General features: G+C 42.8%; 23 protein-coding genes, 1 tRNA gene, 1 other RNA gene and 1 pseudogene. 18 read left to right on the top strand and 8 right to left on the bottom strand.

The features are described from left to right. Positions 1-304 precede the first annotated feature (304 nt). The gene (gene ligA / locus H4W00_RS00520) at positions 305-2,296 is read left to right on the top strand and encodes an NAD-dependent DNA ligase LigA (protein ID WP_209958756.1); all 1,992 of its coding nucleotides are present in this window, start codon (positions 305-307) and stop codon (positions 2,294-2,296) included. A gap of 180 nt (positions 2,297-2,476) precedes the next feature. On the opposite strand, the gene H4W00_RS00515 is transcribed toward ligA, so the two are convergent. The 3 genes and pseudogenes from H4W00_RS00515 to H4W00_RS00505 all read right to left on the bottom strand — a co-directional run bounded on the left by H4W00_RS00515 (position 2,477) and on the right by H4W00_RS00505 (position 4,440). After that, on the bottom strand, positions 2,477-3,031 hold the full coding sequence (locus H4W00_RS00515; RefSeq protein ID WP_209955420.1) for a hypothetical protein: 555 nt from the start codon (positions 3,029-3,031) through the stop codon (positions 2,477-2,479). Between the two features lie 485 nt (positions 3,032-3,516). Beyond that, the gene (locus H4W00_RS00510; RefSeq protein ID WP_209955419.1) at positions 3,517-3,927 is read right to left on the bottom strand and encodes a hypothetical protein; all 411 of its coding nucleotides are present in this window, start codon (positions 3,925-3,927) and stop codon (positions 3,517-3,519) included. A gap of 153 nt (positions 3,928-4,080) precedes the next feature. Beyond that, positions 4,081-4,440, bottom strand: a pseudogene (locus tag H4W00_RS00505) (DUF3362 domain-containing protein). Positions 4,441-4,495: 55 nt separating this feature from the next. Between H4W00_RS00505 and H4W00_RS00500 the strand changes: the two are divergent. Then, a complete protein-coding gene (locus H4W00_RS00500) occupies positions 4,496-4,882 on the top strand; it encodes a hypothetical protein (protein WP_209955417.1) in 387 nt (128 codons plus the stop codon). 187 nt (positions 4,883-5,069) lie between these two features. On the opposite strand, the gene H4W00_RS00495 is transcribed toward H4W00_RS00500, so the two are convergent. Next, complete coding sequence (locus tag H4W00_RS00495; RefSeq protein WP_209955415.1) at positions 5,070-5,537, bottom strand: Lrp/AsnC family transcriptional regulator; 468 nt, start codon at positions 5,535-5,537, stop codon at positions 5,070-5,072. Between the two features lie 280 nt (positions 5,538-5,817). Here H4W00_RS00495 and rarD point away from each other — a divergent pair, with 280 nt between their 5' ends. Next, the gene (rarD, locus tag H4W00_RS00490) at positions 5,818-6,819 is read left to right on the top strand and encodes an EamA family transporter RarD (protein ID WP_209955412.1); all 1,002 of its coding nucleotides are present in this window, start codon (positions 5,818-5,820) and stop codon (positions 6,817-6,819) included. A gap of 393 nt (positions 6,820-7,212) precedes the next feature. Here the strand turns inward: rarD and smpB are convergent, their stop codons facing one another. Next, complete coding sequence (gene smpB / locus H4W00_RS00485; protein ID WP_209955410.1) at positions 7,213-7,689, bottom strand: SsrA-binding protein SmpB; 477 nt, start codon at positions 7,687-7,689, stop codon at positions 7,213-7,215. A gap of 533 nt (positions 7,690-8,222) precedes the next feature. Here smpB and coaD point away from each other — a divergent pair. The 13 genes from coaD (at position 8,223) to H4W00_RS00420 (ending at position 20,154) form a co-directional block, all read left to right on the top strand. Then, positions 8,223-8,735 carry a pantetheine-phosphate adenylyltransferase gene (gene coaD / locus H4W00_RS00480; RefSeq protein ID WP_209955408.1) on the top strand — a complete coding sequence of 171 codons (513 nt, stop codon included), beginning with the start codon at positions 8,223-8,225 and terminating at the stop codon, positions 8,733-8,735. A gap of 113 nt (positions 8,736-8,848) precedes the next feature. Further along, on the top strand, positions 8,849-9,097 hold the full coding sequence (locus tag H4W00_RS00475; RefSeq protein ID WP_209955406.1) for a YfhL family 4Fe-4S dicluster ferredoxin: 249 nt from the start codon (positions 8,849-8,851) through the stop codon (positions 9,095-9,097). A gap of 188 nt (positions 9,098-9,285) precedes the next feature. Next, a complete protein-coding gene (gene bioA, locus H4W00_RS00470) occupies positions 9,286-10,614 on the top strand; it encodes an adenosylmethionine--8-amino-7-oxononanoate transaminase (protein ID WP_209955405.1) in 1,329 nt (442 codons plus the stop codon). A gap of 50 nt (positions 10,615-10,664) precedes the next feature. Beyond that, on the top strand, positions 10,665-11,393 hold the full coding sequence (gene bioD, locus H4W00_RS00465) for a dethiobiotin synthase (protein ID WP_209955404.1): 729 nt from the start codon (positions 10,665-10,667) through the stop codon (positions 11,391-11,393). A 227-nt stretch (positions 11,394-11,620) separates the two neighbouring features. Beyond that, an RNA gene (rnpB, locus tag H4W00_RS00460) (RNase P RNA component class A) lies at positions 11,621-12,003 on the top strand. Positions 12,004-12,198: 195 nt separating this feature from the next. After that, positions 12,199-12,275, top strand: a tRNA-Met gene (locus H4W00_RS00455). Between the two features lie 413 nt (positions 12,276-12,688). Then, positions 12,689-14,485, top strand: a complete 1,797-nt coding sequence (gene lepA, locus H4W00_RS00450) for a translation elongation factor 4 (RefSeq protein WP_209955401.1) — start codon at positions 12,689-12,691, stop codon at positions 14,483-14,485. Positions 14,486-14,637: 152 nt separating this feature from the next. Further along, positions 14,638-15,540 carry a signal peptidase I gene (gene lepB, locus H4W00_RS00445; protein WP_209955399.1) on the top strand — a complete coding sequence of 301 codons (903 nt, stop codon included), beginning with the start codon at positions 14,638-14,640 and terminating at the stop codon, positions 15,538-15,540. Positions 15,541-15,735: 195 nt separating this feature from the next. Beyond that, positions 15,736-16,122 carry a DUF4845 domain-containing protein gene (locus H4W00_RS00440; RefSeq protein ID WP_327192790.1) on the top strand — a complete coding sequence of 129 codons (387 nt, stop codon included), beginning with the start codon at positions 15,736-15,738 and terminating at the stop codon, positions 16,120-16,122. A gap of 170 nt (positions 16,123-16,292) precedes the next feature. Beyond that, entirely contained in the window at positions 16,293-17,090 is a 798-nt protein-coding gene (gene rnc / locus H4W00_RS00435; RefSeq protein ID WP_209955397.1) for a ribonuclease III, read from the top strand. A 152-nt stretch (positions 17,091-17,242) separates the two neighbouring features. Then, entirely contained in the window at positions 17,243-18,493 is a 1,251-nt protein-coding gene (gene era, locus H4W00_RS00430) for a GTPase Era (RefSeq protein ID WP_442966416.1), read from the top strand. 86 nt (positions 18,494-18,579) lie between these two features. Continuing rightward, positions 18,580-19,314, top strand: coding sequence for a DNA repair protein RecO (gene recO, locus H4W00_RS00425; RefSeq protein WP_209955395.1), 735 nt, complete (start codon positions 18,580-18,582; stop codon positions 19,312-19,314). Between the two features lie 81 nt (positions 19,315-19,395). Then, positions 19,396-20,154, top strand: a complete 759-nt coding sequence (locus H4W00_RS00420; protein WP_209955393.1) for a pyridoxine 5'-phosphate synthase — start codon at positions 19,396-19,398, stop codon at positions 20,152-20,154. Positions 20,155-20,177: 23 nt separating this feature from the next. Here the strand turns inward: H4W00_RS00420 and H4W00_RS00415 are convergent, their stop codons facing one another. Further along, complete coding sequence (locus H4W00_RS00415) at positions 20,178-20,879, bottom strand: GspH/FimT family pseudopilin (protein WP_334684827.1); 702 nt, start codon at positions 20,877-20,879, stop codon at positions 20,178-20,180. Between the two features lie 663 nt (positions 20,880-21,542). Here H4W00_RS00415 and H4W00_RS00410 point away from each other — a divergent pair. Further along, positions 21,543-22,733, top strand: a complete 1,191-nt coding sequence (locus H4W00_RS00410) for an OmpA family protein (protein ID WP_209955391.1) — start codon at positions 21,543-21,545, stop codon at positions 22,731-22,733. Positions 22,734-23,104: 371 nt separating this feature from the next. Then, complete coding sequence (typA, locus tag H4W00_RS00405) at positions 23,105-24,952, top strand: translational GTPase TypA (protein ID WP_209955389.1); 1,848 nt, start codon at positions 23,105-23,107, stop codon at positions 24,950-24,952. Positions 24,953-25,163: 211 nt separating this feature from the next. On the opposite strand, the gene H4W00_RS00400 is transcribed toward typA, so the two are convergent. Beyond that, positions 25,164-25,610 (bottom strand): hypothetical protein, encoded by a 447-nt coding sequence (locus H4W00_RS00400; protein WP_209955387.1) that lies wholly within the window; start codon positions 25,608-25,610, stop codon positions 25,164-25,166. 320 nt (positions 25,611-25,930) lie between these two features. Next, on the bottom strand, positions 25,931-26,866 hold the full coding sequence (mutM, locus tag H4W00_RS00395) for a bifunctional DNA-formamidopyrimidine glycosylase/DNA-(apurinic or apyrimidinic site) lyase (RefSeq protein WP_209955385.1): 936 nt from the start codon (positions 26,864-26,866) through the stop codon (positions 25,931-25,933). Positions 26,867-26,986: the final 120 nt, after the last annotated feature.

Below are 26,986 nucleotides of genomic sequence, written 5' to 3'. Positions count from 1 at the left end.
CTGTAGGTCTAAAGAAATAGGCTAAAAGGTATAAATAACGTGATGTATGTTACGTTATTTGTATCTATCAATTATCACAATATCCTGCAAACTTGTTATGATATCGGCATCTTGAATCGTAAAGACGCCGACTATGACTGACTCACTCTTACCACCTGACTCGAAAAAAGCAACCTCTCAAGCAGTAACCTCTCAACCAGCCACTTCGCAATCAAGTAGCCCCCAAAATCCAGATTCGCAAAAGCCGACTTCTCAAAAGCTCATCGCAAACGACATTACCGATAGTGATGCCGTTATCGCACAAATGCGCGCGCTTATTGATACGCTCAAAACTCACAACAACGCTTATTATGTGCTAGATAATCCGCTCTTAGAAGACAGTGAATACGACCAGTTGCGTCGCTCTTTGATGGAACTAGAACAGGCTTATCCGGATTTGATCCAGCCTGACAGTCCGATTAATCAGGTGGGTGATGCTCCATTATCTGCCTTTACCCAAGTGACTCATGATATAGCGATGTTGTCGCTTGGCAATGTATTCGAGTATGATGATTTGCGCGACTTTATGCGCCGAGTCAATGACCGATTGAGTGTTGCTCAGCAAAACCCTGAGTATGAGATTGAGCTAAAGCTTGATGGGCTAGCGGTCTCGCTAAAATATACTTACGGTAAGTTTGTGCAAGCGGTCACGCGTGGTGATGGACAAACTGGCGAGGATATTACGCAAAATGCCAAAACCATTCGTAATCTACCCTTATGGTTAGCAGCTGCGGCTAATATCGAGCTGTTAGAAGTGCGTGGTGAGGTGCTAATGCCCAAGGCAGGATTTGAGCGTCTCAATCGACTGGCACAGGAAAACGACGATAAAACTTTTGCTAATCCGCGTAATGCTGCTGCTGGTAGCTTACGACAGCTTGATCCAGCGGTCGCGGCAAGTCGTCCGCTAGCCTTCTATTGCTATTCAGTTAATCAAGGTCTACCAGACACCATCGAAACTCAATCAGCAGCGTTAGCCTGGCTTGGTGATATTGGTTTTACTGTCAGTGCTGTCGAGGTGGTTCAGAACCCACGCGAGGCGCAAGCCTACTATGGGTCAGTGATTGAGGCACGCGCTGAGCTGCCGTTTGAGATTGACGGTATGGTCATCAAGGTCAATAGCTTGGCACTACAGCAGCAGTTAGGCTTTTTATCACGTGAACCGCGCTGGGCAACTGCTTATAAATTCCCTGCCGAGACCGTCATGACCCGTTTACACTCCATTGAGTGGCAAGTTGGGCGTACCGGACAAATCACCCCAGTTGGTAAGTTAGAACCGGTAAAAGTCGGCGGCGTTACGGTCAGTAATGTCACCTTGCACAACTTTGGCGAGATTCAACGCCTCGATGTACGCGCAGGCGACATGGTTAGTGTCCACCGCGCTGGTGATGTTATTCCGAAAGTGACCCGTGTTTGGCAGGATCAGCGTCCAGCCGATAGCGAGCCAGTCACTTTACCGTCTACCTGCCCAGTCTGTGATTCTCCTGTGGTACTACCCGAAGATGAAGCATTGGCTCGGTGTACGGGTGGTCTGTTTTGCCCGGCCCAGCAGCAAGAAGCGCTGATTCATTTCGTTTCTCGGCGCGCGATGGATATCGATGGATTGGGTGAGCGCTGGCTTATTGGCTTTTTTAACCATGGGGTAGTCAAAACTGTCGCTGATATTTATCAGCTGCATAACCATCAAGAAGAACTCATTACCCTTGAGAAGCTGGGTGAAAAATCAGTACAAAAGATCATTGCTGCTATCGAAGCCAGCAAGCATACAACGTTGGCACGTTTCATTTATGCGCTTGGTATTCGCGGTGTGGGTGAAGGTACTGCCCAAAGCTTAGCGCAGCAATTCGGTGATCTGGATATCCTAATGGCCGCAGATATTGAAGCGCTATTGCTAACCCCTGATGTTGGAGCTATTACCGCTGAACTGGCTTATAAGTTCTTCCGTGCGCCCCATAATATCGAAGTCATTGCCGCGTTACGTGAGGCGGGCGTATATTGGGATAAGGTTGTGCAAAAATCATCTAGCGATCTACCACTTGATGGCCAGACCTGGGTTATCACTGGCGCGCTGGCAAGCATGGCACGTGATGAAGCCAAGGCCAAACTACAAGCATTGGGTGCCAAAGTCTCGGATAGTATTTCTGCTAAAACTACGGCGCTACTGGCAGGTGAAAAGGCTGGGTCGAAGATGGCGAAGGCGGAGAAATTAGGCGTTAAGGTGGTGGGTGAAGAAGAGTTTTTGGCGATGGCTGGGGAGTAGACTTTCTCTTTCGTTGTTTAACATTGAATGCTAATTTTAAAAAGCTAATTTTATCTTTCTTGATCTATTTCTAATTATAAGCTCGATTGTCAAAGGAAATCTTGTTTAAGGGATTTTCTTTGACAACCTAATATTTCAATATAATTTCTTAATGGTCCTCAACCCACGCTACTAAACTCTCTATTCTGGCGACTCTCCATGCGGCTTAAGATCGCTTTTCTTACTATCTGGTTTGATGACGATAGGCAAGATAAGCCCTTTAGCAAAATCTTCGGCAAGCACATAATCATAGCTGCTGGCTTTGATATCTGACGTGGTATGAATAATAAGCTCAATATTTTCGCCATCGGTCAGCTCATGGGAAGTATAGCTACTATCGAGCTGGTCCAATACCTTCGATAGCCCTTCGTTACTGGCCATGCCTATGGTGATATTATGCTGAGCAACCGCACTATCAACCTTAAAGTAGTCCGCGTAGGAACGTACCGATTCGCTATCCAGTGGAAAAGGATATTCGTAGTTAGCAAGTTCGGCAGGGGTCTCACCACTTGCTACTGCTTGCCAGTCGATAGTATTTGTTACTGGGGCGGCTGGCGCGCTTGCAACCTCTGTAGCTGCATCTTGTTTCGCCACTTCAGAATTAGTGTTAGTAGGGTCTGCACTGTTATCGCAGCCCGCTAGCATTGCTATGCTAAATGCACTCAAAACCACCATACCTATTAGACGCTTCGCCATTGATACTTTCCCTTTTCTACTTTTATGATTGATAGAGTCAATCCAAAATAACACGAACACCAGGAAGCAGAGTGCCAGCTATACATCAGTATGGCGGGCAGAGTCGACGACGTAGGCGTCTTATAATGAGCAGGCTATAGCTATTAATGAGCTATTAATAACTTCTTACGGTAGCCGTTTATACAGTAACTAATATAGTCGATTCAATTTAAACAAGATACAATGCTACTGGAATGAATTTTTTGCAGCCTCTGCCACGCTTGCGAACAGCACGCAAGAAAAATTTATACCAGTGGCACATTGCTATACACAATTTTTTTTATTGTGAACTGACTATAAGCACCTTATATTACTGCTATTTTGACAGTTTTCCTCATACTTCTCTAGCTAAAACCATCAAAATTAATTATTTACCATCAAAATAGCCATAAAAAAACAGCCATCGCTTGATGACTGTTTGCATTAATAATATAGAGTGTTAGTTATTATAGTTTTTGGCAGTTGACTTGATATTCTTTACCGTTTGCCCATTTCATAGCCAATACCCCTTTATCACCAGTCATATGCCATGCATAAATAACTTCTGGATTAGATTGGTTGACATAGCTTGCCGTTTGACCGGTTACGCCACCATTTAAGGTAACTTGCTGTTGTTTCCAATTAACTTTAGGTAAGGTGGCAGTGATCATTGCTTGTTTTTTATTAATAGATTGTTTGGCCATAATTTGACCGTCATCGGCACAGGTATAACGCTCTGGCATCATACGGTCATAGGCTGTATTGGTCACACTTTCAGCAGCAGCGGGAGTATTTGGTAACGTAGGTGCAGTAGTCGCACAAGCGCTAAGTAAGGCCAGGGCTGGTAGGGCAGTAGCAAGTTTCATCATCGTGTTCATGGCTGTCTCCAAAAGTATAAAAATTATTATGTTATTCGTTTTGATAACGTATTAAGTATGCAGCGGCTATGGTAGCGAAAACCAAAGCTTGATAATGTTAGAAATTGTTCCATACCTGTGCTCTAGTTATCAGCTTGGTTACTGATAGTCAGTTCACAATAAAAGAGGGTCGTGTATAGCAATGTGCCACTGGTATAAATATTTTTTACGTGCCGACTGATAGCTGTCCTGCGCGGCATCACGGCCTTCTAAATTAGCGTTAAATGCTGGTATCAAACAGCCACGACCTTTGCCAATAAAGTCGCTACGTCTCATGCTCTTAAGTGCTTCAGGTAATAGCACTCAGTTTTTGGGATCATGATAGCGTAAGAAAGCGTTGTGTAGCGGGTCCTTATGTAGCGGATATTTATGGGTATGATACATAGTAGTGGCAGTCACCATAAGACTTGGATAAAATGCTTGAACTTGATCAGCTCGGTAGTCTTGGCTTTTGATCCAAAGCGCCAGGTTCATCATATTTTCATCTAAAAATAGGATTTTGTAAGAACAACATTATCTAGGAGTGAAAATGTCTAATCGAATGATAGCCTTTGCACTATTTTTTCTGATTCCACTATCAGCGAATGCTATAGACATGAACCTATCAAATGGGTTGATGACTGTATCTTATATTTTTTATATCGTAGTGCCAGTCCTGCTGGTTCATTTAATAGCGACTGTCTATTTTCACAACAAAGGCTATTACCGCAACAAATCTTTTACTACTAAACATCTGATAATCGCTATGTCAGTTCCTATAATGGGAATTGCTTTGCTCATCTTTGAATATTTGTCGAATATGAATAGGGCAGGCATGCACATTGGCACATTTTTATCCATTCTGTTCGTATATGGGTTCCTCTCTTTAGTTTTTGCTATTCCTTATCTTCTTTATCTTGCGGCTCCCGAGAAGTAGAAAAGTTATTCACTTTTCAATAACGATTGATATAGTTAATCCCGTTTAAAAACGACTCAAGGTTACTGAGCTATTGAAATGAATTTTTGTAGCCTCCGTCATGCTTGCGAACAGCACGCCAGAAAAATTTATATCAGTAGCGCCTTGCTATAAGAATATTCCTTTTATTGTGAACTGATTATAGCTATTAATCTAACAAAATCTTGGTACCACTTTTAGTAAAGTTCATCACAAATTGACTTTTAAAATTGCGCACATTGTTCTCATAAGTCAGCAAGCTGCGCGTGAACTGATGATAGTCGCTCATATTTCTAGCGTTGACCATCAACATAAAAGCAAAGTCGCCCGATACTTCATAGCAGCTCATCACTCGCGACTGCGCGTCCATTAAGCGCTCAAATCGATGCTGCATCGAGTTATTGGAGCGCTCCATCTCTATCATTACCACCACTGTTAGACCGTAGCCAACTTTATCAGGATTGACAATAGCCACTTGCTTGGTAATCACGCCATTATCTATCAGTGCTTGAATTCGGCGCTGAGCAGTGGCGATAGACACATGAGCGTGTTCCGCCACCGTTTTTAGTGGTAGTGTCGCATCGTCTTGTAGTAAGTTCAAAATGGCTTTATCAGTATTGTCTAAAAGCTGACTCATAAGCGTATGTCCTCTTAGATAAAATTTTTAATAAGGGCTGATATTCTCAATGAAAAAGTGCACAGTATCGAGAGAATATAGCTTTATTATCATAATAATTTAAAATTTAATAAATAAATCTATTAATACCCTATTTTTAGATAAATAAAATCATAATTAAGATAATATTGAGATATTTTTTCACTATATCCTTGTAAAATTAATCTTATCAGTTAACAAATATAAAATCAAAGCTGGTAATAGTCTCTTTTTATTTGTATCTCAATTTATGGTGCTCTATATGTCTACGTCAATCCTATCTAATATGGTAGCGTCCACTTTGTCACGGTGGTTATTACCTGCCATTTGGACGAGCGGTAGTCCGCAACAGCGTACTTTAATATTAGGGGTAGTGTTTGCTATCGTGTCCAATATTTTGTTTGGCGTGCTTTATGCCTACAGTAGTCTTCTTGCGCCCTTATCAGGTACACAAGTATTTATTTGGCGCATGCTAGCCATGTGGGCAGTATTGATAGGATATTTACTGCTCAGTGGTCGCCTAAACTTACATATTGATAAGCTACGAGCCTTACGGTCAGTCAAGCAGTGGGCATGGTTACTGCTACCGACACCGATATTTTTAAGTCAATTGTGGCTATTTATGTGGGCACCAGTCAATGGTCAAGGCGTACAGACTGCGATGGGATATTTTTTATTTCCCTTGATGATGGTGGTGTTCGGTTGTGTATTATTCGGTGAAAAGCTCAGCCGGCTACAATGGCTTGCGGTAGCATTTGCAGCGGTAGGGGTGGGCAGTGAAATTATTCGTACCCAAAGTGTATCCTGGGCGACCTTATGGGTGTGTGGTACCTATCCAATATATTATATCCTGCGACGCCTGCAAGGGATTGATGCCATCACTGGCATGCTGGTGGATTTGACTTTATTTGCCCCGTTTGCGCTTGGGTATTTGTATCTAATAGCGCCAAGCAATTTGACCATGGTGGCCGGTTCTGGATTCTTCATCATCATGTTGATAGGCCTTGGGGTACTGAGCGTACTGGCTATGAAAACCAATATTGATGCCAGTCAAATGCTGCCAGTCAACGTCTACGGTATGATGAGTTATTTAGAGCCCGCCTTGTTGTTTATTTTAGCAGTTACCATATTGGGCAACCCGTTTGAGTCGGCGATGATCTACAGCTATGGGTTGATTTGGTTAGGCATTGCCTTTTTAATTGCACATGGAGTCCGGCAACTACGCCGCTCTCGTAAAGAGGCAAGAACAGTTTTAAATAGTTAGGAAGTTAAACTACTAGAAAGTTAAACTATTAGAAAGTTAAATAGCCAAATACCTGAATGACCTGTATATAAATAAAAATGGCACCTAAACAAAAACAGCATCTAAATAGACAAAAAGCTTAGCGTTAAAACTATTCAGCCAAACTGATCAATTAAAAGACAATAAAAAAGGGACGATTCAATAAATAGCTTGAATCGTCCCTTTTGCCCCGCATTAACCAGGGTGATTTTAAATTAAAACCACTATAGTTAAAATACCTTAAAAACGCTTCGGTACTGCTGGTATACGCTTTTTGCAGCCTCTGTCTGCGTAGGCACAGCAAGCAAGAAAAACTTATGCCAGCAGTAGGTTATATATCGATATTACTTTTCATTAACTATATTCTAAAAACGGCTAGTCCAAATGCTGCTTAAAGCCGCGCTGCTTGTCACGTTCCCAATCACGATCCTTTAAGGTCTTGCGTTTGTCATGCTGCTTTTTACCTAATGCTAGCCCAATTTGGCATTTAACTAATGAGTTCTTCCAGTAGCAAGACAACGGTACGCAGGAATAACCTTTTTGATTGACCGCACCAAATAGCTTTTCGATTTCTCGGCGATTAAGCAGCAGCTTGCGCGTACGGATACTATCAGGACTGACATGCGTCGAGCTACTTAACAGCGGTTGAATATGTGACCCGAATAAAAAGGCTTCTCCGTTACGGAAAATGACATAGGCTTCGGTAATGGTCATTTTTCCGGCACGAATGGCTTTTACTTCCCAACCTTGTAATGCCACTCCTGCTTCAAAGGATTCTTCAATAAAGTATTCGTGGCGAGCCTTTTTGTTTGCACAGATTTGATTGTCAGGCTTTCTTGATTTTTTTGACATGGCTACCTCTTTCTAGACGTGGTGTCCTCGTCTGACCAGTTCCTCATCTTATCCTAAATCAACTACCAATCAGCTATGGTGTCAGACTCGCATAATGCACCTACTATTATAAAATGTAACTATTATCATAAGTTGGCGTACCATTTTCTCTCGTCTTGCTCATAACAGATTAATATTTGCTTTACTATATAGCCCAACCCAACTGTCGGGTTCGGACCATAAATACTAGATGAGTCGAACCGCCTATTGTAGCAAAGCCTACAGCGAAAATGTAAGTGGGCTGTTATAACAAATGTAGCGGCTGCGTTGCTATTAAAAATGTCACTAATATTAGCAATTTAGCATAAATAAATGAGCAACTTTGAGTATTTATGAGTAGTAGGCACAAGTTCTTGCTACTAAATTTCACAAGTAATGAAGGTCACTAAATAATATCGAGGGCCAATGGACAACTTTAAATGGTAGATAAGTGTTAAATTTAGACAAAATTTGCTAGCATAGTCGGTAATATTAACGACCAAATTAGCACCGCTATGAGCCTTCCTGCGACTTCTTCAAAATTGCATACCAAAATATTGTATCCTGGTACCTTTGACCCCATTACTAATGGTCATGTGGACTTAGTCACACGCGCTGTAAAGCTGTTTGATGAAGTGGTTATTGCTGTGGCTTCAGGCCACCACAAAAAGCCTTTATTTGACTTCGAAGAACGGGTAGCATTAGTAGAGACGGTATTTTCTGGCTTGCCGCAAGTATCAGTGATAGGTTTTGAAGGTCTGTTAGTAGATTTTATGCGTGAAAAAAATGCTACTGCTGTGCTACGTGGTTTACGGGCGATGTCAGACTTTGAGTATGAGTTTCAACTGGCCAATATGAACCGCGAGCTCGATGAAAATTTTGAAGCAGTATTTTTGACCCCATCTCAGAACTATTCATTTATATCTTCAACTATGATTCGCGAAATAGCCAGACTTGGCGGTGATGTCACTAAGTTTGTTCCTGATTGTGTTGCAGAAGCTTTCACCAACAAGCTAAATATTAAATAAAGTAAACGTTCAAGCACCCAAATTTTAAAGGTTAATGAGTACTAGCAACCGTTATGTGCTCAATCATTCAGTTGAGAAAACTCAGCTGTTAGTAGAATAATAAGGAGCAGTTTATGGCGCTGTTAATCACTGACGAATGCATCAATTGTGATGTGTGTGAGCCTGCTTGTCCAAATGATGCCATCTCAGAAGGGGATGATATTTATGTTATCGACCCCAACTTGTGCACCGAATGTGTCGGGCATTTTGACGAGCCGCAATGCGTCGTCATTTGTCCCATTGACTGCATTCCTCATGACCCCAATTATGTCGAAACACAGAGCGATTTGATGTCTAAATACAAGCGTATTACTGGTCAATAGCTCACTGTGCAATATCATCATTAAAAGCGAGCACTCGCCTCTAACCACCACTCATATTAATAGTGTTTTTAAAAATAAAAGCTCACTAGCAAGAGCCGTGTAAGTCCTATTTTTATAGGTTTGGCGCGTCTCATAATAGTAGTCTTTTTTTGGAATTGCTACAAAGCTGACATTTTAGGGATCACACTATGACTATCAATACAGACAGCTCAACAAGTGACTTCGACCACCAACATCTCTGGCATCCCTACGCTAGCTTGCCACCCACTTATCCCAATATCGTTATTGATCATGCTGATGGCATCTATATTGTCACTCAAGATGGCACGCGTCTGATTGATGGTATGTCGTCGTGGTGGGCAAGCGTGCATGGCTACAACCATCCAAAGCTAAATGCGGCAATTATTGAACAACTGGGCAAAATGGCGCATGTCATGTTCGGTGGTTTGACCCATCAACCAGCGATAGATTTAGGCAAAAAACTGCTGTCAATCGTTCCTGCTGGACTTGATGCGATCTTTTATGCTGATAGTGGCAGCATCGCGGTGGAAGTGGCACTTAAGATGGCGCTGCAGTATCAAGTTGCGGCTCAGCGGCCAAACAAGCGGCAATTTGCATCCACCCATTCAGGCTACTATGGTGATACTTGGCATGCGATGAGTGTCTGTGATCCGGTCGCGGGCATGCACAGTTTATATGGCAATCAATTGCCTATGCAGCATTTCGTGTCCGCACCGCCATTAGGCTTTGAGCGTACCTTGACGGACGATGAGCGCGATGAGTTAACCGTGTTTTTTGATAAGAACTGCCACCAGCTGGCAGGCTTTATTATCGAGCCAATTATTCAAGGTGCAGGTGGTATGCGCTTTTATAGTCCTGAGTATTTACAGCTGTTACGCCAACTGTGTGATCAGCATGACGTGGTATTGATTGCCGATGAAATCGCGACTGGCTTTGGTCGCAGTGGCAAGTTATTTGCGTGTGAGCATGCCGATATTAGCCCTGACATTATGACTATTGGTAAGGCGTTGACCGGTGGCTATATGACTTTTGCCGCGACCTTATGTACGCGCAAAATTGCTGATACGATTAGCCAAAGTGACTATCCGGCATTGATGCATGGCCCGACCTTTATGGGCAATCCGCTAGCTTGTGCAGTCGCTTGTGCGTCGGTTGATCTGATAGTGTCTTATGATATTCCAGTACGAGTCGCACATATGCAAGCGGTTATGGAACAGCAACTCGTACCAGCTGCTAAGTTAGATGGCGTTAAAGAAGTACGCTGTTTGGGTGCAGTAGCAGTGATTGAGATGGATGACGCGGTTGATATGCCTACCTTTCAATCGTTGCTAATTGATAATGGCATTTGGGTCAGACCATTTGGCAAATTGGTTTATATCATGCCGCCATATATCATTACTGATAGCGAGCTTGCAACTTTATGCCAAGCCTTGTTAAAAGTCGTCAGCATTTATTTAGCGCAAACTTCGAACCCAGCTTTACACAGTGAAGCCTAACAATCGTTTTTGATTTTATTAGCTAGCAATTTTTTGTCATAAGGTCAGTTATGAGCGTGCTATTTATCTCCGGTATCGATACCGACATTGGCAAAACCTATGCTACTGGATTAATTGCTAAAGCATTATTGCAGCAAGGCATCAATGTTATTACCCAAAAGTTAGTACAAACAGGTGTGGCGATAGATCCAGATAGCGGCGAGATGGGTATTGCTGATGATATCATCACTCATCGTACATTGATGGACATAGCGCTACAGCCATGTGACCTTGATTATACGACTTGCCCTTATCGTTATCAGAAGCCCGCGTCACCGCATTTATCGGCTAAGCTTGCTAACGAGGTTCTTAACCCCGAGGTCATTACCAATGGCACTCAGCGTTTGCAAGCGGATTATGAGGTGGTGCTACTAGAAGGGGCAGGCGGGTTACTGGTGCCGATAACTGCAGATTTATTAACCTTAGATTATATTGCCGCCCAAGGTTATCCTATCATTCTAGTCACCTCCGGTTGCTTGGGCAGTATCAATCATACCTTATTAAGTTTGGAAGCGATAAAATCACGGGGCCTAACCGTCCATAGCGTGATTTATAATCATATTCATGATGAAGATGCCAGTACCAGCACAGATACCGAAATTGCTAATAGCACCATCGAGTTTTTGCACCACTATCTTCAGAAAAATTATCCAAATACGCATTGGCTACGTTTGGTAGTGCAAAAGGATGATGATCTTAATAATACAGATGTCGTTCTGCCCAAAAACTTTTTAAAATAATAATGACTTACATCTTATCTTTTAAAATATAGGGTAGCGGGCGGAAAATTTCGCAGCCTCTGTCACGCTTATTAATAGGAAGTAAGAACATTTTTGCTAGCTGAACGGTTCTAATGGCACCAATGATTCACTTTAAACAGCCTATAAATTTCTTCAGTGTTTTTGACAATAAAAATAAGCCAAAAAGACTTCCCCAATCAACCAGTAGGTTTGTTATACTAGCGCGCTTGGTAGACTAGGCAATCGCCGCTGCACACTGGCAACAGATGAGCAGGGGAGGAAAGTCCGGGCTACATAGGGCAGCGTGCCAGCTAACGGCTGGGCAGGGTAACTTGACGACCAGTGCAGCAGAGAGTAGACCGCCTTTGGCTTATGTGAGTATCGCAAGATATTCATGTCATCGGTAAGGGTGAAAGGGTGCGGTAAGAGCGCACCGCGTGGCTGGCAACAGTTCACGGCATGGTAAACTCCACGCGTAGCAAGACCAAATAGGCATCGGCATGGCGCGGCCCGCGTTCGATGCGGGTAGGTTGCTTGAGCGTATTAGCGATGATACGCCTAGAGGAATGATTGTCCACGACAGAACCCGGCTTATCGGTTTACCAAACCTTTTTTTATCGTTTAAGTTATAAGCTTTCAAGCTAGACTATTTGAAACTTTAGGATTTTAAGCGTTAAAACGATAATAAGTGCGTATTGTTTTAACAAATGGCTTTATTTTTATTATAAAACCATTTATTTGCAAAAAAATTCTGCTTAAGGGTTGACGTCAGTCTCCTGCTTGGGCATAATACCGAGCCTTAAATGGCGATGTAGCTCAGCTGGTTAGAGCGCATGACTCATAATCGTGAGGTCAAGAGTTCAAGTCTCTTCATCGCCACCATTTATCTGTAGTTGTTCAAATTTAAAATTCCAATCCTCCGTGATTGGTTTTTTTTTGTCTGTTGAATAGTTAACGCTCAAGAACCTTGCTATTAATCGTTATTTAGCCATTGGTATCTCACCATTGGTATCTCATATAACCGCAGACTAAGTCCTCTTCATTGATAAGCTCAGCGATCCTCACTTATAAATCAAACGCTTGCTGATAAAATCGCCTTACTTTACAGTAGAAAACTGCTAGAATACCTGTATATGTTTGCGCGCAACGTTGAGTGACCTTATCGCCGATGGAACATTAATGCTGATTTATTAGGCCTCATGCCATCGAGTGCTAGCGCCATACTTGCGACCGCCGATATTATTAAATATTATTTTCAATAACTATCCCCTTATCCTCTATTTAGTAGGCGCTTTGTGACTGCATTAGCCAATATTCGTAACTTCTCTATCATTGCCCACATTGATCATGGCAAGTCGACCCTTGCTGATCGTTTTATTCAAATGTGCGGCGCGCTGCAAGATCGTGAAATGCAGGCGCAAGTACTCGACTCCATGGATATTGAGCGTGAGCGCGGCATCACCATCAAGGCGCAATCAGTAACCTTATTCTACGAACACCCCAATGGAGAGCGCTATCAGCTCAACTTTATTGATACTCCAGGGCACGTGGATTTTTCTTATGAAGTCTCGCGTTCATTAGCGGCTTGTGAAGGTGCCTTATTGGTGGTCGATGCGGCGCAGGGTGTGGAAGCACAATCCGTTGCTAACTGTTATACCGCAGTTGATCAAGGCTTGGAGGTAATGGCGGTCCTTAATAAGATCGACTTGCCACAAGTAGAGCCTGAACGTGTGATTCAAGAGATTGAAGATATCATTGGTATTGATGCCGTTGATGCGCCGCGCGTCTCCGCCAAATCTGGTCTGGGTGTTGATAAGTTACTGGAAGCCATAGTTGAATTTATTCCTGCACCAACAGGAGATCGTGAAGCGCCACTACAAGCGCTCATCATTGACTCCTGGTTCGATAATTACTTGGGCGTGGTGTCCTTAGTGCGTGTGCGCCAAGGTACAATAAAAAAAGGTGACAAACTTTATATCAAGTCAACCAAAGAAGCGCATCTGGTAGGCTCGATCGGGGTCTTTACCCCGAAGCCTTTAGATACGGGTATTTTGGAAGCGGGTGAAGTGGGTTTTATCATCGCTGGTATTAAAGATATTGCTGGTGCACCGGTTGGTGACACGATTACTCATGCTAAGACGCCTGATGTCGATCGTATTCCTGGGTTCAAACAGATCACCCCGCAGGTGTATGCGGGCATGTTCCCAGTAGAATCTACGGACTTTGAAAAGTTCCGTGAGGCACTACAGAAATTACAAATTAATGATGCGTCGTTATTTTTTGAGCCAGATACCTCAGACGCCCTTGGTTTTGGCTTTCGCTGCGGCTTCTTAGGTATGCTGCACATGGAGATCATCCAAGAGCGCCTAGAGCGTGAATACAACTTGGACTTGATCACTACTGCGCCATCAGTTATTTACGAGATCATGAAGAAAGATGGCACAATTATTTACGTTGATAACCCGTCAAGATTGCCTGAGCCAAATAATATTGAAGAGTTTCGTGAACCGATAGCCCGTTGTCAGATCTTGGTGCCGCAAGATTACTTGGGCAACGTCATGACTCTATGCATTGAACGCCGCGGTGTACAAGTCGATATGCGCTTTATGGGCAGACAAGTTCAGCTGATATTTGATATTCCAATGGGCGAGGTTGTGATGGATTTCTTTGATCGCCTAAAATCAGTCTCACGCGGCTTTGCCTCGCTTGATTATAATTTTGAGCGTTATCAAGCAGACAAATTAGTCAAAGTTGATGTGCTTATTAACGGTGATAAAGTGGATGCCTTAGCCATGATTGTTCATGAAGCACAATCTCGTTACCGTGGTAATGCGCTGGTTGGTAAGATGAAAGAGCTGATTCCAAGACAGATGTTTGACGTGGCGATTCAGGCTGCTATTGGTAGCCAAATCATCGGGCGTAGTACGGTTAAGGCCATGCGTAAAGACGTACTGGCCAAATGCTATGGTGGTGATGTTTCTCGTAAAAAGAAATTATTGTCTAAGCAAAAAGCCGGTAAAAAACGCATGAAACAAGTCGGTAATGTGGAGATTCCACAAGAAGCCTTCTTAGCGGTATTACAAGTAGATTAAATAATTGCTGTTTCAGTTGGTAATTAAGCACCTCAATAACGATTGAGACCAATCGCTATTGAGGCAATTAATTGCTGAAGGTAGTAAATAACCATTGCTAGTCTTATAAATGAAAACGGTCAGATAAGCAGCTCTCTAATAGGCAATCTAGTATGGATTTTGATTTTAATTTAATTTTAGTGCCGTTAACCCTAGGGTTAGGTCTGATTTGGCTATTAGATAAGTTAGCGTTCAAACAGCGGAAAACCCGCGGATTTGGTAAAGAGAGCATGTTGGTACGTTGGGCTTATGACTTTTTCCCGGTACTGGCAGTGGTATTAATAGTACGCTCATTTTTGATTGAGCCGTTTAATATCCCGTCATCATCTATGGTGCCAACCTTATATACTGGCGACTTTATTGCGGTCAATAAATATGCTTATGGTGTGCGTCTACCGCTCACCTATAATAAGGTATTGGATACGGGCTCGCCCGAGCATGGTGACGTGGTGGTATTCCGTTATCCTGAAAACCCGAGCATTTATTATATTAAGCGTTTGATCGGTCTGCCAGGTGATACGGTCACTTACGACCAAGGTCAATTAGCGATTAATGACGTGGCAGTAGACACCAAGTTAGTCAGTTTTGACGCCAATCCTGAACTGACGTCGCAATTGTATTCAGCTGGCAAGGTAGCACCAGGGCAAGTGCTGACTGAGAACGGTGCCATACAGATGGGACAGCAAGAAGAGGATGAGGCGCAATATTTTCAAGAAATACAAGGCGAGCACGATCACTTGGTTCGTTATTTACTCGATATGAACAGCTCACAATATGCCCCATTTTTGCAGCAGCAGTCGCCAGAAGTAATCAGTTCAGAAGGAAAAAAATGGCGTATTACTGTGCCTGAAGGTCAGTACTTTGTAATGGGTGATAACCGTGATCGTAGTGCTGATGGACGTTTTTGGGGCTTTGTTCCTGATGAAAATCTAGCAGGAAAAGCGGTTTATATCTGGATGCACAAGCCACCTGGTCTTAATCTGCCAACCTTTAGCCGCAATGGATCTATTGACTAAAGAGCTAAGTAGACGGGCGATTGTTTTTACGACATAGATCGTAGACGACCCTCTTATGAGCGCATAGTTTGTGCTAATATTGTTTTTATCACTATATAAAATTAAGACTCACTCATAAATTCGCTATCGCATCAGTGTCTATGTGAGTAGCTATTAACAGTGGTGATTTAACTAACGGTTAACAGGTGGTATACGGTGCAGCAGTTGTCTGGTTTGTCCTCTCAACGCGGTGCTAGTGTGACTAGCATGATCTTAATACTGGTTGTTATTGGTATTTCAGCTAAGTTAGCGATTGCAATTATACCCGCGCAGGTCAGCGATTATCAGCTGACCAAAACCTTGAGCTCGCAGCTTCAACAAGCCAATAGTAATAACGAGTCAGCCAAAGAGTTCGTCGAACGAGTCAATCGTCAGTTATCTATTAACGCGAATTACGATACTGATGCCAGAGACGTATTTACTTTCACTAATAAGAAAGTTGGTCAACTGGCTATTTATAAAAAATATGAAGAAACCAATACTCTTTTTGGCAATATTGATATCGTAAACCGCTTCGAAGGCGATGTTAATGCAACAGAGTAGTTAATATAGCCACAAACGGGTTTTTAACTTCTTGGTACTTATCAGCTTTTTCAGTTGCAAAATTCTGTATAGCTGTCTTATTAGAACATTCAAAAAGCCATGTACTATAAATATATTATGACTTTAATAACATCAATTAGTGAGACAAAAGGGATAACCACACGCCACGCATGAAACCAATTTCACAGCAGTATCAGGCGGTGCCTATGGCCCAAAAAAACAACGCACCTATGGACACTTTTATTGTCAGCTCAGACTTTATTCAACAGTTGGCAGTATTGACGCGCAAGCTAGGTTATACCTTTAAGGATCTCAGCTTACCGAAGTTAGCGCTGACCCATCGTTCATTTGACAGTAAAAAGAACTATGAGCGTTTAGAGTTTTTAGGGGATGCGCTATTAGGTATGATTGTTGGTGAGGCTCTGTATCACCGTTACCCTAGCCAAAATGAAGGGCGCTTGACTCGTATGCGTGCCACCTTGGTACGCCAAGAATCACTGGTAACCATTGCACAAAATCTAGAGCTGTCCAATCATTTGATTTTAGGTATCGGCGAGCGCAAAGGTGGGGGCCGTAATCGTGCTTCGATATTGGCCGATGCTGTGGAATCGCTGATTGGTGCTATCTATCTAGACAGTCAGGATATGGCTATTACTCGTACTTGCGTACTGTCGTGGTACGGTGATCTTATTGACAACGTCAACGATCAAAAAGCCCTCAAAGACGCCAAAAGTCGTTTGCAGGAATGGCTACAATCTAAACAATTTGACTTGCCACATTATGAGCTGATGGAAACTCGTGGTAACGCCCCGTATCAAATATTTGTGGTGCGCTGTCAGGTAAATATTAGTAATTGTCCTGACATTACTGAGCTGGGTGAGAGTCGCCGTATTGCTGAGCAAAAAGCGGCGGAGCTGATGATTAATCAACTGCATAAGTTGCCAAATTCGGCCAAAAAACGTCCATAGCTTGAACGTGCATCATTTAGATAGCATTAAGCAATGCATAATGAATAATAAGTATTTCCAAAGTAATAACCGTCTCACTGTCTGTCATATATTTCGATAAAGAGAGTGCAACACAGTTGAGTGGCGTTTATAAACCCCGACAGGATTACCCTATGAGCAATCTTACTGATTTGCCATCTAACCATAAAGATAATGCCGATAATATGACCGAAAACACCAATGATACGACCAAAAATACAGACTTGAGCCCAATTGCAGACACCACTAAAAGTACAGATGCTGTGGCTGATGAGAAGGCGGTTGAGACAGAAAATTCTAGGCTAAAAAATACTGATTCAATAAGTTCTAAGCTAAAAAGTACTGAAATGAAGAGTGTTGGTTCAGAAAGCGCTGACCTAGAAAGCACTGATTCAGAAAGTACTGATTTAGAAAGTGATACGGCGATTGAAGATTTCTTTGCACCAACGAAGCATACCCATCTTAACGATGGCTTTAAGGCTGGTTATGTCGCGATTGTCGGACGTCCAAACGTTGGTAAGTCGACGCTAATGAACCATATGTTGGGTCAAAAGCTATCTATTACCTCGCGTAAGCCGCAAACCACTCGTCACCGCATCCACGGTATTTTGTCTAATGACGAGATGCAAGCGGTGTTCGTTGATACCCCAGGTATCCATCGTAATGAAGTGCGTGCAATCAATGAGCGTATGAATAAAGCAGCCGTTTCGGCACTGGTTGATGTTGATTTGGTACTGTTTGTAGTAGATTCTGATCAGTGGCGTGATGACGATTTATTGGTTCTACAAAAGATTGGCAGTACTGATCTCAATGTGGTGCTAGTGATTAATAAAGCGGATACCTTAAAAGATAAAGGCACTCTGTTACCACTTATTGAGACGTTTAGTGACAGTTTTGATTTTGCTGATATCGTACCGGTTTCAGCATTGAAAAATCAAAATCTTGATCGTTTGCAGGAAGTCATTGCGTCGCATCTGCCAGTTGCGACCCCTATTTATGACACCGAACAAATCACTGATCGCTCAGAGCGTTTTTTAGCCAGCGAAATTATCCGCGAAAAAATCATGCGTAGTGCCGGTGATGAAGTACCTTACGATTTGACGGTTCAGATTGATGAATTTAAAGATGAGGCCGCGCACAACGATCCAAAAACAGGTCGTCCACGTAAAGCTTGTACCTTCATTGATGCGACTATTTACGTCGAACGTAGCGGCCAAAAAGCCATCGTTATCGGTGACAAAGGTCAGCGCATCAAGCAAGTGGGTATGGACGCGCGCAAGGACATGGAGCTGTTGTTCGGCAAAAAAATCATGTTGACCTTATGGGTAAAAATCAAGCGTGGCTGGTCTGATGACGAACGTGCGTTGACCAGCTTGGGTTATTAATCAAATACCTTATCAAGCCCGTGATTGAGTGAGATAATTGCGCTCAGTTATAGCGCGTATTGAGGCTAGCGCTGAGGTAATCAACCATGCGTAATGAAGCATTAATCGGTTATTTATTACATCAGCGCCCGTATCAAGAAAAGCGTGCGCTTTATCACTTATTTTCCCAGCAGCATGGCATAATAAATGGTGTAGGTAAAAAAGGCGCACCACTGTTTGTACCATTACAACTGTTTGCCACTGGTAAACGTGATTTAAAAACTTTTAGTCAAATGAATATAGTGCCACTGGAACGTGATTTTGTGAGCGCTGAAACCCAACGTTACCAGCAGATTAGCGGTCAGCAGCAGTATGCGGCGTTATATCTCAACGAAATACTTTTGAAGTTACTACCTACCGAAGACCCTATGCCAGTACTCTGGCAATATTATCAAGACAGTTTACGGCAACTTAAGCAGCCATTAACCGCAGAAGAATTGCGTTTATGTTTACGGCAATTTGAGCAGCGCCTATTTACCGAGTTAGGCTTTGCATTAACGCTAGCGCATGACAATACGCTGTCTGTCATTGAGCCTGATTGTACTTATCAGTTCTTACCCGATGTAGGCTTGGTACCGATTGTACAAACGGATCATTTAGCCAACACGACAGTACAAGCGGTGTTTGAGGGCAGTGAGATATTACTAATGGCGCAATTGGGGATATCTGCAACCACGCTCAGCGCATGGTCACGTCTGCACCGTCAATTAATCGACCATTTACTCGACTATCAACCCCTACAAAGTCGTTTACTCTGGCAACAACAACAGCGCTATCAGTAAAGTAAAATAAATTTTATAAAAGCCTCTATCGCAGACAATCGTCAGTATGTTAATGGATCATCTTTATTAAAAGGGTTTTTTATGAACACTTCATCGCAACACTTACAACAGCTTTTATTGGGCGTCAATATAGATCATGTGGCGACCTTACGCCAAGTGCGCGGGGTCGATTACCCCAGTCCTTTGGCAGCAGCATTATTGTGCGAACAAGCAGGGGCCGATGGTATCACTATTCATCTACGTGAGGATCGCCGCCATATTCAAGATGCAGATGTTTATGATATTGCGCAGCAACTGACTACTCGATTAAACTTAGAAATGGCTGCGACTACTGAGATGCTAGCAATTGCCTGTGAGGTTGAGCCGTTTTGGGTATGTCTAGTACCCGAAAAACGTGCCGAGTTAACCACAGAAGGGGGGCTCGATGTTGTAGGGCAGATCACTTGGTTGACAGACTATATCAGCCAGTTGCACGCAGCAAACATAAAAGTATCTTTATTTATTGACCCAGATGAAGCTCAAATCGAAGCAGCAGTGGCCTGCCAGGCTGACGCTATTGAATTACATACAGGTGCTTATGCAGAAATGGGCTTGGCCAGCAATACAGCTGGGCAGTGCGCTGAGCTACAGCGAATTGAGCATGCCGTAAGTTATGCACAGCTGGTAGACAATAAGTTGTTAATCAATGCAGGACATGGCTTGTCCCGTGATAACGTCCATGCCATCGCCCAAATTAAAGGTATTTATGAGCTTAATATTGGTCATGCACTCATCGCTGATGCGGTTTTTGTAGGCTTAGCGCAGGCAGTAACGATGATGAAAGCCGCTATGTACCGTTAAGGATTAAGGGTTCAAACTTAAGCTCAACAACCAGTCGGGTGCATACTGCTGGGTTTATACTTAATGATGCCTGATTGGTTGAATGATATTTGATACATTGCTTGATTATAATTTGAGCTTGGGCAGTATTTAATATGGCCAAAAAACCCGCGTGGCTTACCACTATCGCCAGCAAACCTGACATAATCACGATTACCTGCACGTAGATGCAGTGTACCGTATCTAGGGCTTAATGTTAGTTCTACTAATAGCCCGTCAGTATCGGCATCAAAGTCTTGATTACTGTTGTTATCCATAAACAATAATAAGGCTCTATTGCTGTCTCTATCACACCGACCATTGCCGTCAGATAAACACACCAGTAAGTTTTTGCGTCGAATCAGACTCTCCGCTTTAGCCAATGCTAGGGTATTTAGCATGCCGTACCTAATACGTTTGGCCTCCATGTGCGCCAGTTGCGTTAAGACAGTGGGAGTGGCGATTACGGCGATAATCGCTAAAATGGTTACCGTCACGATCAGCTCTACTAGATTAAAACCACCTTCGCTACAGGATATAAAGGAGGTGTTATAGTTGCTAGCTGATGGGCTTGTTCGAACGGCTTTAGAATCAACCATACCCACATTGTCAACTGGCGTTGAATGAACACGTTTACAGTTATTAAGAGCCAGAACAAAGGTAAATGCATGCTGGTTACTCGACGATACTTTATATAACATAGCCATAAGCGATTGCTGCCTATATAAGTAGGGTGATAAGTAGGGTGATAATAAGTAGGGTAATAAAACTGAGTAGTTTCGCTTGCCTGTGCAACACAACATTCAACACAACATTCAACATAATATTTAACACAATATTCAGTCTTTTCTGCCACAAGTATTCCTGTGTTTTAAGTCGTCCTATATTCTTGAAAGATCCTCTTATCTAGTAAGACCGTTCAAGTTTTTAATGCATTACTAGAGCTATGTTGATTAATACGATATAAACAGATGATGTGCCCATTGTTGTCTATTGTCAAAAAATGTTTCAATTAGTGAATGCCGAGTATTAACAATAGAGAAAAAGGGACAACTGTATTAAACTGAGCGCAGATAATGGATACAGTTTGGTAGGTTATCTATTACAACTTAGCATTCAAAAGCCAAAATGTACAAACCCTGTTAGCTCTCAGTAAAATAAATATGTTATTGTTTTTTGTTTGCAACGCTCTCGTGTAATAATGTGTAGCTGACTAACGAAAAAAGTTGTAAACTGAATTGATAGTCGATAAGCTACTTCCTAATTGCTTTTGTTGTATAGTTATACACTTGTAAACGATGTCTGTTTTTGGTCATCTAGGAAGTGGTTGTGCTTAACGCATTACTCAAATCATCCTTTGGAGGAAGTCCATGAAATTGAATAAAATTGCCCTAGCTTTATTTGCCGTAACAGCTGCGCCACTAGCGGCCAACGCTGGCGTTACTGTTACTCCACTATTACTTGGTTATCATTACAGCGAAGGCGCTGATGATGATCAAGCTGCAGTGCTGCAAGATAGCAGTACTCCTACCAACAGCTACTACAAAGAAGATGGCCTATACACTGGTGCGGCACTAGGTATTGAGCTGACTCCTTCTACTCAGTTCCAAGTAGAGTATGGCGTATCAAATACTGACGCTATTCGCCAAGATGGAAATGGCGATGCCGACGCTGAACAAGAAATGATTTCTGGTAACTTCTTAATCGGTACTGAGCAGTTTACTGGCTATACTGATGGCAAATTTAAGCCATATATGCTAATTGGTGCTGGTCAATCTAAACTTAAAATCGAAAACGCAGCTGGGACTGAAGTCGCAGAGACTAAAGATACTATCGGTAACCTAGGTCTAGGTGCTATGTATCGTATCAATGATGCATTGAGCCTACGTGGTGAAGCTCGTGCGATTCATAACTTCGATAATAACTGGTGGGAAGGCATGGCCTTAGCCGGTCTAGAAGTTGTACTAGGGGGCCATTTAGCCCCAACAGTAGCAGTACCACCAATGGTAGAACCTATGCCTATGGTTGATACTGCACCAATTATCGTTGTTGAATCTGATCTTGATTCTGACGGTGATGGCGTACTTGACAGCATGGATGCGTGCCCAGGCACTCCAATGAATGTGGTTGTAGACGAACGTGGTTGCCCAGTAGCAGTAGACATTACTGACGAACTAAAAATGGAACTTCGTGTATTCTTTGATAACGATAAATCAGCTATCAAAAACCAATATCAGCCTGAAATCGCTAAAGTAGCAGAGAAGATGCGTGAGTATCCTAACTCTATCGCCCGCGTCGAAGGTCATGCTTCTAAAACTGGTCCATCAGCACGTTATAACCAACGTCTGTCTGAAGCCCGTGCCGTTGCTGTGAAATCTATGTTGACTAACGAATTTGGTATTGCACCAAACCGTCTATCAACAGTTGGTTACGGTTATGACCGTCCAATCGCGCCAAACGATACTGAAGAAGGTCGTGCTATGAACCGTCGTGTTTATGCCATCATCACTGGTGACAAAACGATGACTGTTGAGCAAACCAAAGATATGGTTATTCAGTAAGTAACTGCTTATCTTAAGTAAGCCTTATTAAGTAACAGATAACTAATAAAGTTACAAAAAAAGCTGCCCATTGGGTGGCTTTTTTTTGTTTGTGCTTGCATATAAATTAAGTTATTGCATAAATTTATGATGCAATAATGCTATACTAGCCGCCCAAACACTTTGTAAATTGACAGGGTGTACACTAGCATGGCTAACGGTACGATGGATGTATCGATATAGATGTTTACTTCTACTGTATTACTTACCCCAGCGCAATTATTGTGCAGGCGTTTAAGAGCAGAGTAAACTATCTGGCTGATCGATGATGACAGCTTATCCAGCGGCGCTTACTGCTACTACATTTTATTAAGACAAAACGAGCATTCTATATGGCGAACGACATTAAACATTTGCGTAATATCGCAATCATTGCCCACGTTGATCACGGTAAAACGACTTTGGTCGACAAGCTTTTACATCAATCTGGTACTTTTGGCGACCGTGCAAATGTTGCAGAACGTGCAATGGATTCAGGTGATATCGAGCAAGAGCGCGGCATTACTATTTTGGCTAAAAACACAGCTATCAGATGGACGGATAAATCCGACGATACTGAATACCGTATCAATATCGTAGATACCCCAGGTCACGCCGATTTTGGTGGTGAAGTTGAACGGGTCATGTCAATGGTTGACTGTGTACTTTTAGTGGTTGACGCCGTTGATGGCCCAATGCCACAAACCCGTTTTGTGACTCAAAAAGCATTTGAGCAAGGCCTGAAACCAATTGTTGTTATCAATAAAATTGACCGTCCAGGCGCCCGTCCTGATTGGGTAATGGATCAGATTTTTGATTTGTTTGATAACCTTGGCGCTAGTGATGAGCAGCTTGACTTCCCCGTTGTTTATGCCTCTGCATTGAATGGTGTTTCTGGTCTAGAAGCAGATAAGCTTGCTGATGACATGACGCCGTTATTCAAGACTATTGTTGATGTGGTTCAGGCGCCGCAGGTTGATGCAGATGCACCATTCCGTATGCAAATCTCAAGCATTGATTACAATAGCTTCGTTGGTGTTATCGGTATCGGTCGTATTCAGCGTGGTAAAGTTAAAACCAACACGCAAGTGACTGTGATAGGTAAAGACGGCAAAACGCGTAACGGTCGTATATTAAAAATTATGGGCTATCATGGTCTTGACCGTATTGATGTCGAAGACGCCCAAGCAGGTGATATTATCTGTATCACAGGTGTTGATGCGCTTAATATCTCTGATACTATATGTGATCCCAATAATGTTGAAGCCCTGCCAGCGTTGACTGTGGATGAGCCAACAGTATCGATGAACTTCCAGGTAAACAACTCACCATTCGCAGGTCGTGAAGGTAAGTTTGTGACCTCACGTAACATTCGCGAACGCCTAGAGCGTGAGTTAATTCATAACGTGGCATTGCGTGTAGAAGACACCGAGTCACCTGAGAAATTTAAAGTATCAGGCCGTGGTGAGCTACATCTGTCTGTGCTAATCGAAAACATGCGCCGCGAAGGCTATGAGCTTGGCGTATCAGGCCCAGAAGTTATCGTTAAAGAAGTGGATGGTAAACTACAAGAGCCGTACGAAAACGTTGTCTTTGATGTTGAAGAGCAGCATCAAGGTCCAATCATGGAGCAGGTCGGCTTGCGTAAAGGCGAGATGACTAACATGGTTCTCGACGGTAAAGGTCGTATGCGTATTGAAGCAACCATACCCGCTCGTGGTCTTATTGGCTTCCGCTCTGAGTTTCTGACTTTGACTTCAGGATCTGGTATCTTAACGTCAAGCTTCTCGCATTACGGACCACAAAAAATTGGTGATGTTGGCGGCCGTGCTAATGGTGTACTAGTCTCTATGGCTAAAGGGGTTTGCTTAGGATTCGCGTTATTCAACCTGCAAAAGCGTGGCAAGATGTTTGCTGAGCCTCAGCTTGAAGTGTATGAAGGTATGATTGTTGGTCTGAACTCACGTAACGATGATATGGCTGTTAACCCAACAACTGCCAAACAGTTAACCAACGTTCGTGCTAGTGGTACTGATGAAGCCTTGACTCTAACGCCAGCGATTAAGTTTACCCTTGAGCAAGCGCTTGAATTCATTCAAGATGATGAGTTGGTTGAAGTAACGCCAAAATCTATCCGCCTACGTAAGCGCTACTTAACTGAAAGTGAGCGTAAGCGTCACGGTCGTAAGAAAGGTGCTTAATATTTATTCTCAATGAGAATTGATATTGAAACAAAAAAGGCTAACGTGATGTTAGCCTTTTTTTATGCTTGGAACATTCTGATTTAACTTCACCTCAGGTATTGAGGCGTTCCTGCTCATAAATTGATAATAAATTATTAAGTCTTTGATTCTGTTATCAAGGAGAGCGTATGGTTAAGGGGCGACTATTATTGTTAAAGTATGATTACAACTAAGGTGTCACTATCACATAGTCATTGGTATTAATCAAAATCTCTGAGGGACCATCGACGACAATACGCACGACATTATCATTGACCACTTGCGACTGCGACTTATAATAATTGTCTTCGGCAACGGTACAGCCCAAACAGCGTGCCATTGCATCCCACGGTTCAACGAATAGCTTTTGCTGCGCTTGATCTGCATTACCGCCAATCAGTGAAAAAGGCAAACTGACAAGATAAGCGGCTGTACCAGCAACAGCGGTCACCAGCTGTAGCGGTTTACCAGCTAGAGTATCAACGACCATGGTTCCGTATGAGGGGCCAAAATCAGTTTCATCAATTTCTATCGCTGCTAAGGCGGGTTGCATACTCGCCACAACGAAGCTCATGCTTGCGATCGCTGTAAGAAGCTTGTGCTTAGTTGTGCGTTGGGTATTGGCTGTAACAGACATGACGATATCCTAAAACTCGTAAACAGCATGATTAATGGCTGCTATTTTTTGTATAGAGGTGAGGGAGTAACGATTACTATTAAAGCAAGATGCGGGGTAATTAGCAACAACAATGCGTACGATGCAGCAGGTGAGTCGACAAAGAATTCTGTGATAGACCAACCATAATCTCACTTGGCATTTAATCACTTGTTCTATATTTTTTCACTATAGCATTTAAGCTTGATAGACAAATTATACCAGTCGTATTAGAAATACAGTTGTCACTATAGGTTATGATTGTTTGTCTTGCCTTATTGAGTTGAGCTTATTTTATGGCACTAAACTTGTTTTAAAGGCTGGCAGGATGGGCAATAAACACTAGCACGTGCGTTCAGCTTGATGTTATCGAGTAGGGTATCGCAGTGCGGACAAGTCTCGCCATGCTTACCGTAGACATTCAGCGTTTGCTGAAAGTAACCTGTTTGACCACTCGCTACTGTGAAATCCCGCAGCGTTGAACCGCCAAGCTCTATCGCCTTTTTCAAGATAGTCTTGATGTGATCGACCAATATAACTATCTGATCGCACGACAGCTGATGGGCGGGTGTCGCGGGGTGAATACCTGCTAGGTATAAGCTTTCGGTCGCATAAATGTTGCCTACCCCAACCACGACTTGCTGCTCCATGATTACTGACTTAATGGCACGAGCTATAGAACGTTTGCTGGACTTATTAGTGGTCTTATCCTCTATTTCATTAGCAATTGGAGTGCGCTGAATCAAATGATATAAGTAGTCCGCGGTAAACTCCTCTGATAAAGGCTCAGGACCCAAATGATTCAGCAATTTATCACTATAGTCTGCATACCATAACACTGCACCAAAGCGTCTAGGGTCGTGGTAATGCAGTTGGGTGTGAGTGCCACTAGCATCGTTAAATATGATGATTAAATGGTCGTGTTTGCGCTTATCAGTGCCGCGGGCATGTTGCTGTAAGCTACCGGACATACCCAGATGAATCAATAGCTGCCGCGCTACTAAGGCAGTAGAAGGCGTATGGGTGTCAGCATTTTTTAGTGTGGGTGGTACAAAGTTCAATATCAAATACTTTGCCCGCCGCTTGACGCTGTGCAAAGTGTAATTGGCTATGCTATCCAAATCATCAGGCATCAACCAGCGTAATTTTGGCTGGAACACCTGGACGTCGATAACTTGCTGTCCTAATAAGGGCGCTAGGCTGGTTTTGGTGGTTTCAACTTCTGGTAATTCAGGCATAGTGGTTTTTTATGATCACTGTAGTATTAAAAGGACACATTATTAAAAGGACATATTGTTAAAACAATGTGCTGTTAAAAAAATATGTTACCTAAAGAATGTATCGCTTAAAGAAAGCGT

Source organism: Psychrobacter sp. PL19, from assembly GCF_017875835.1.
Lineage (GTDB): Bacteria > Pseudomonadota > Gammaproteobacteria > Pseudomonadales > Moraxellaceae > Psychrobacter.
The sequence above is the reverse complement of the archived record's forward strand: the minus strand, read 5'-3'. Positions and strand labels throughout refer to the sequence as shown.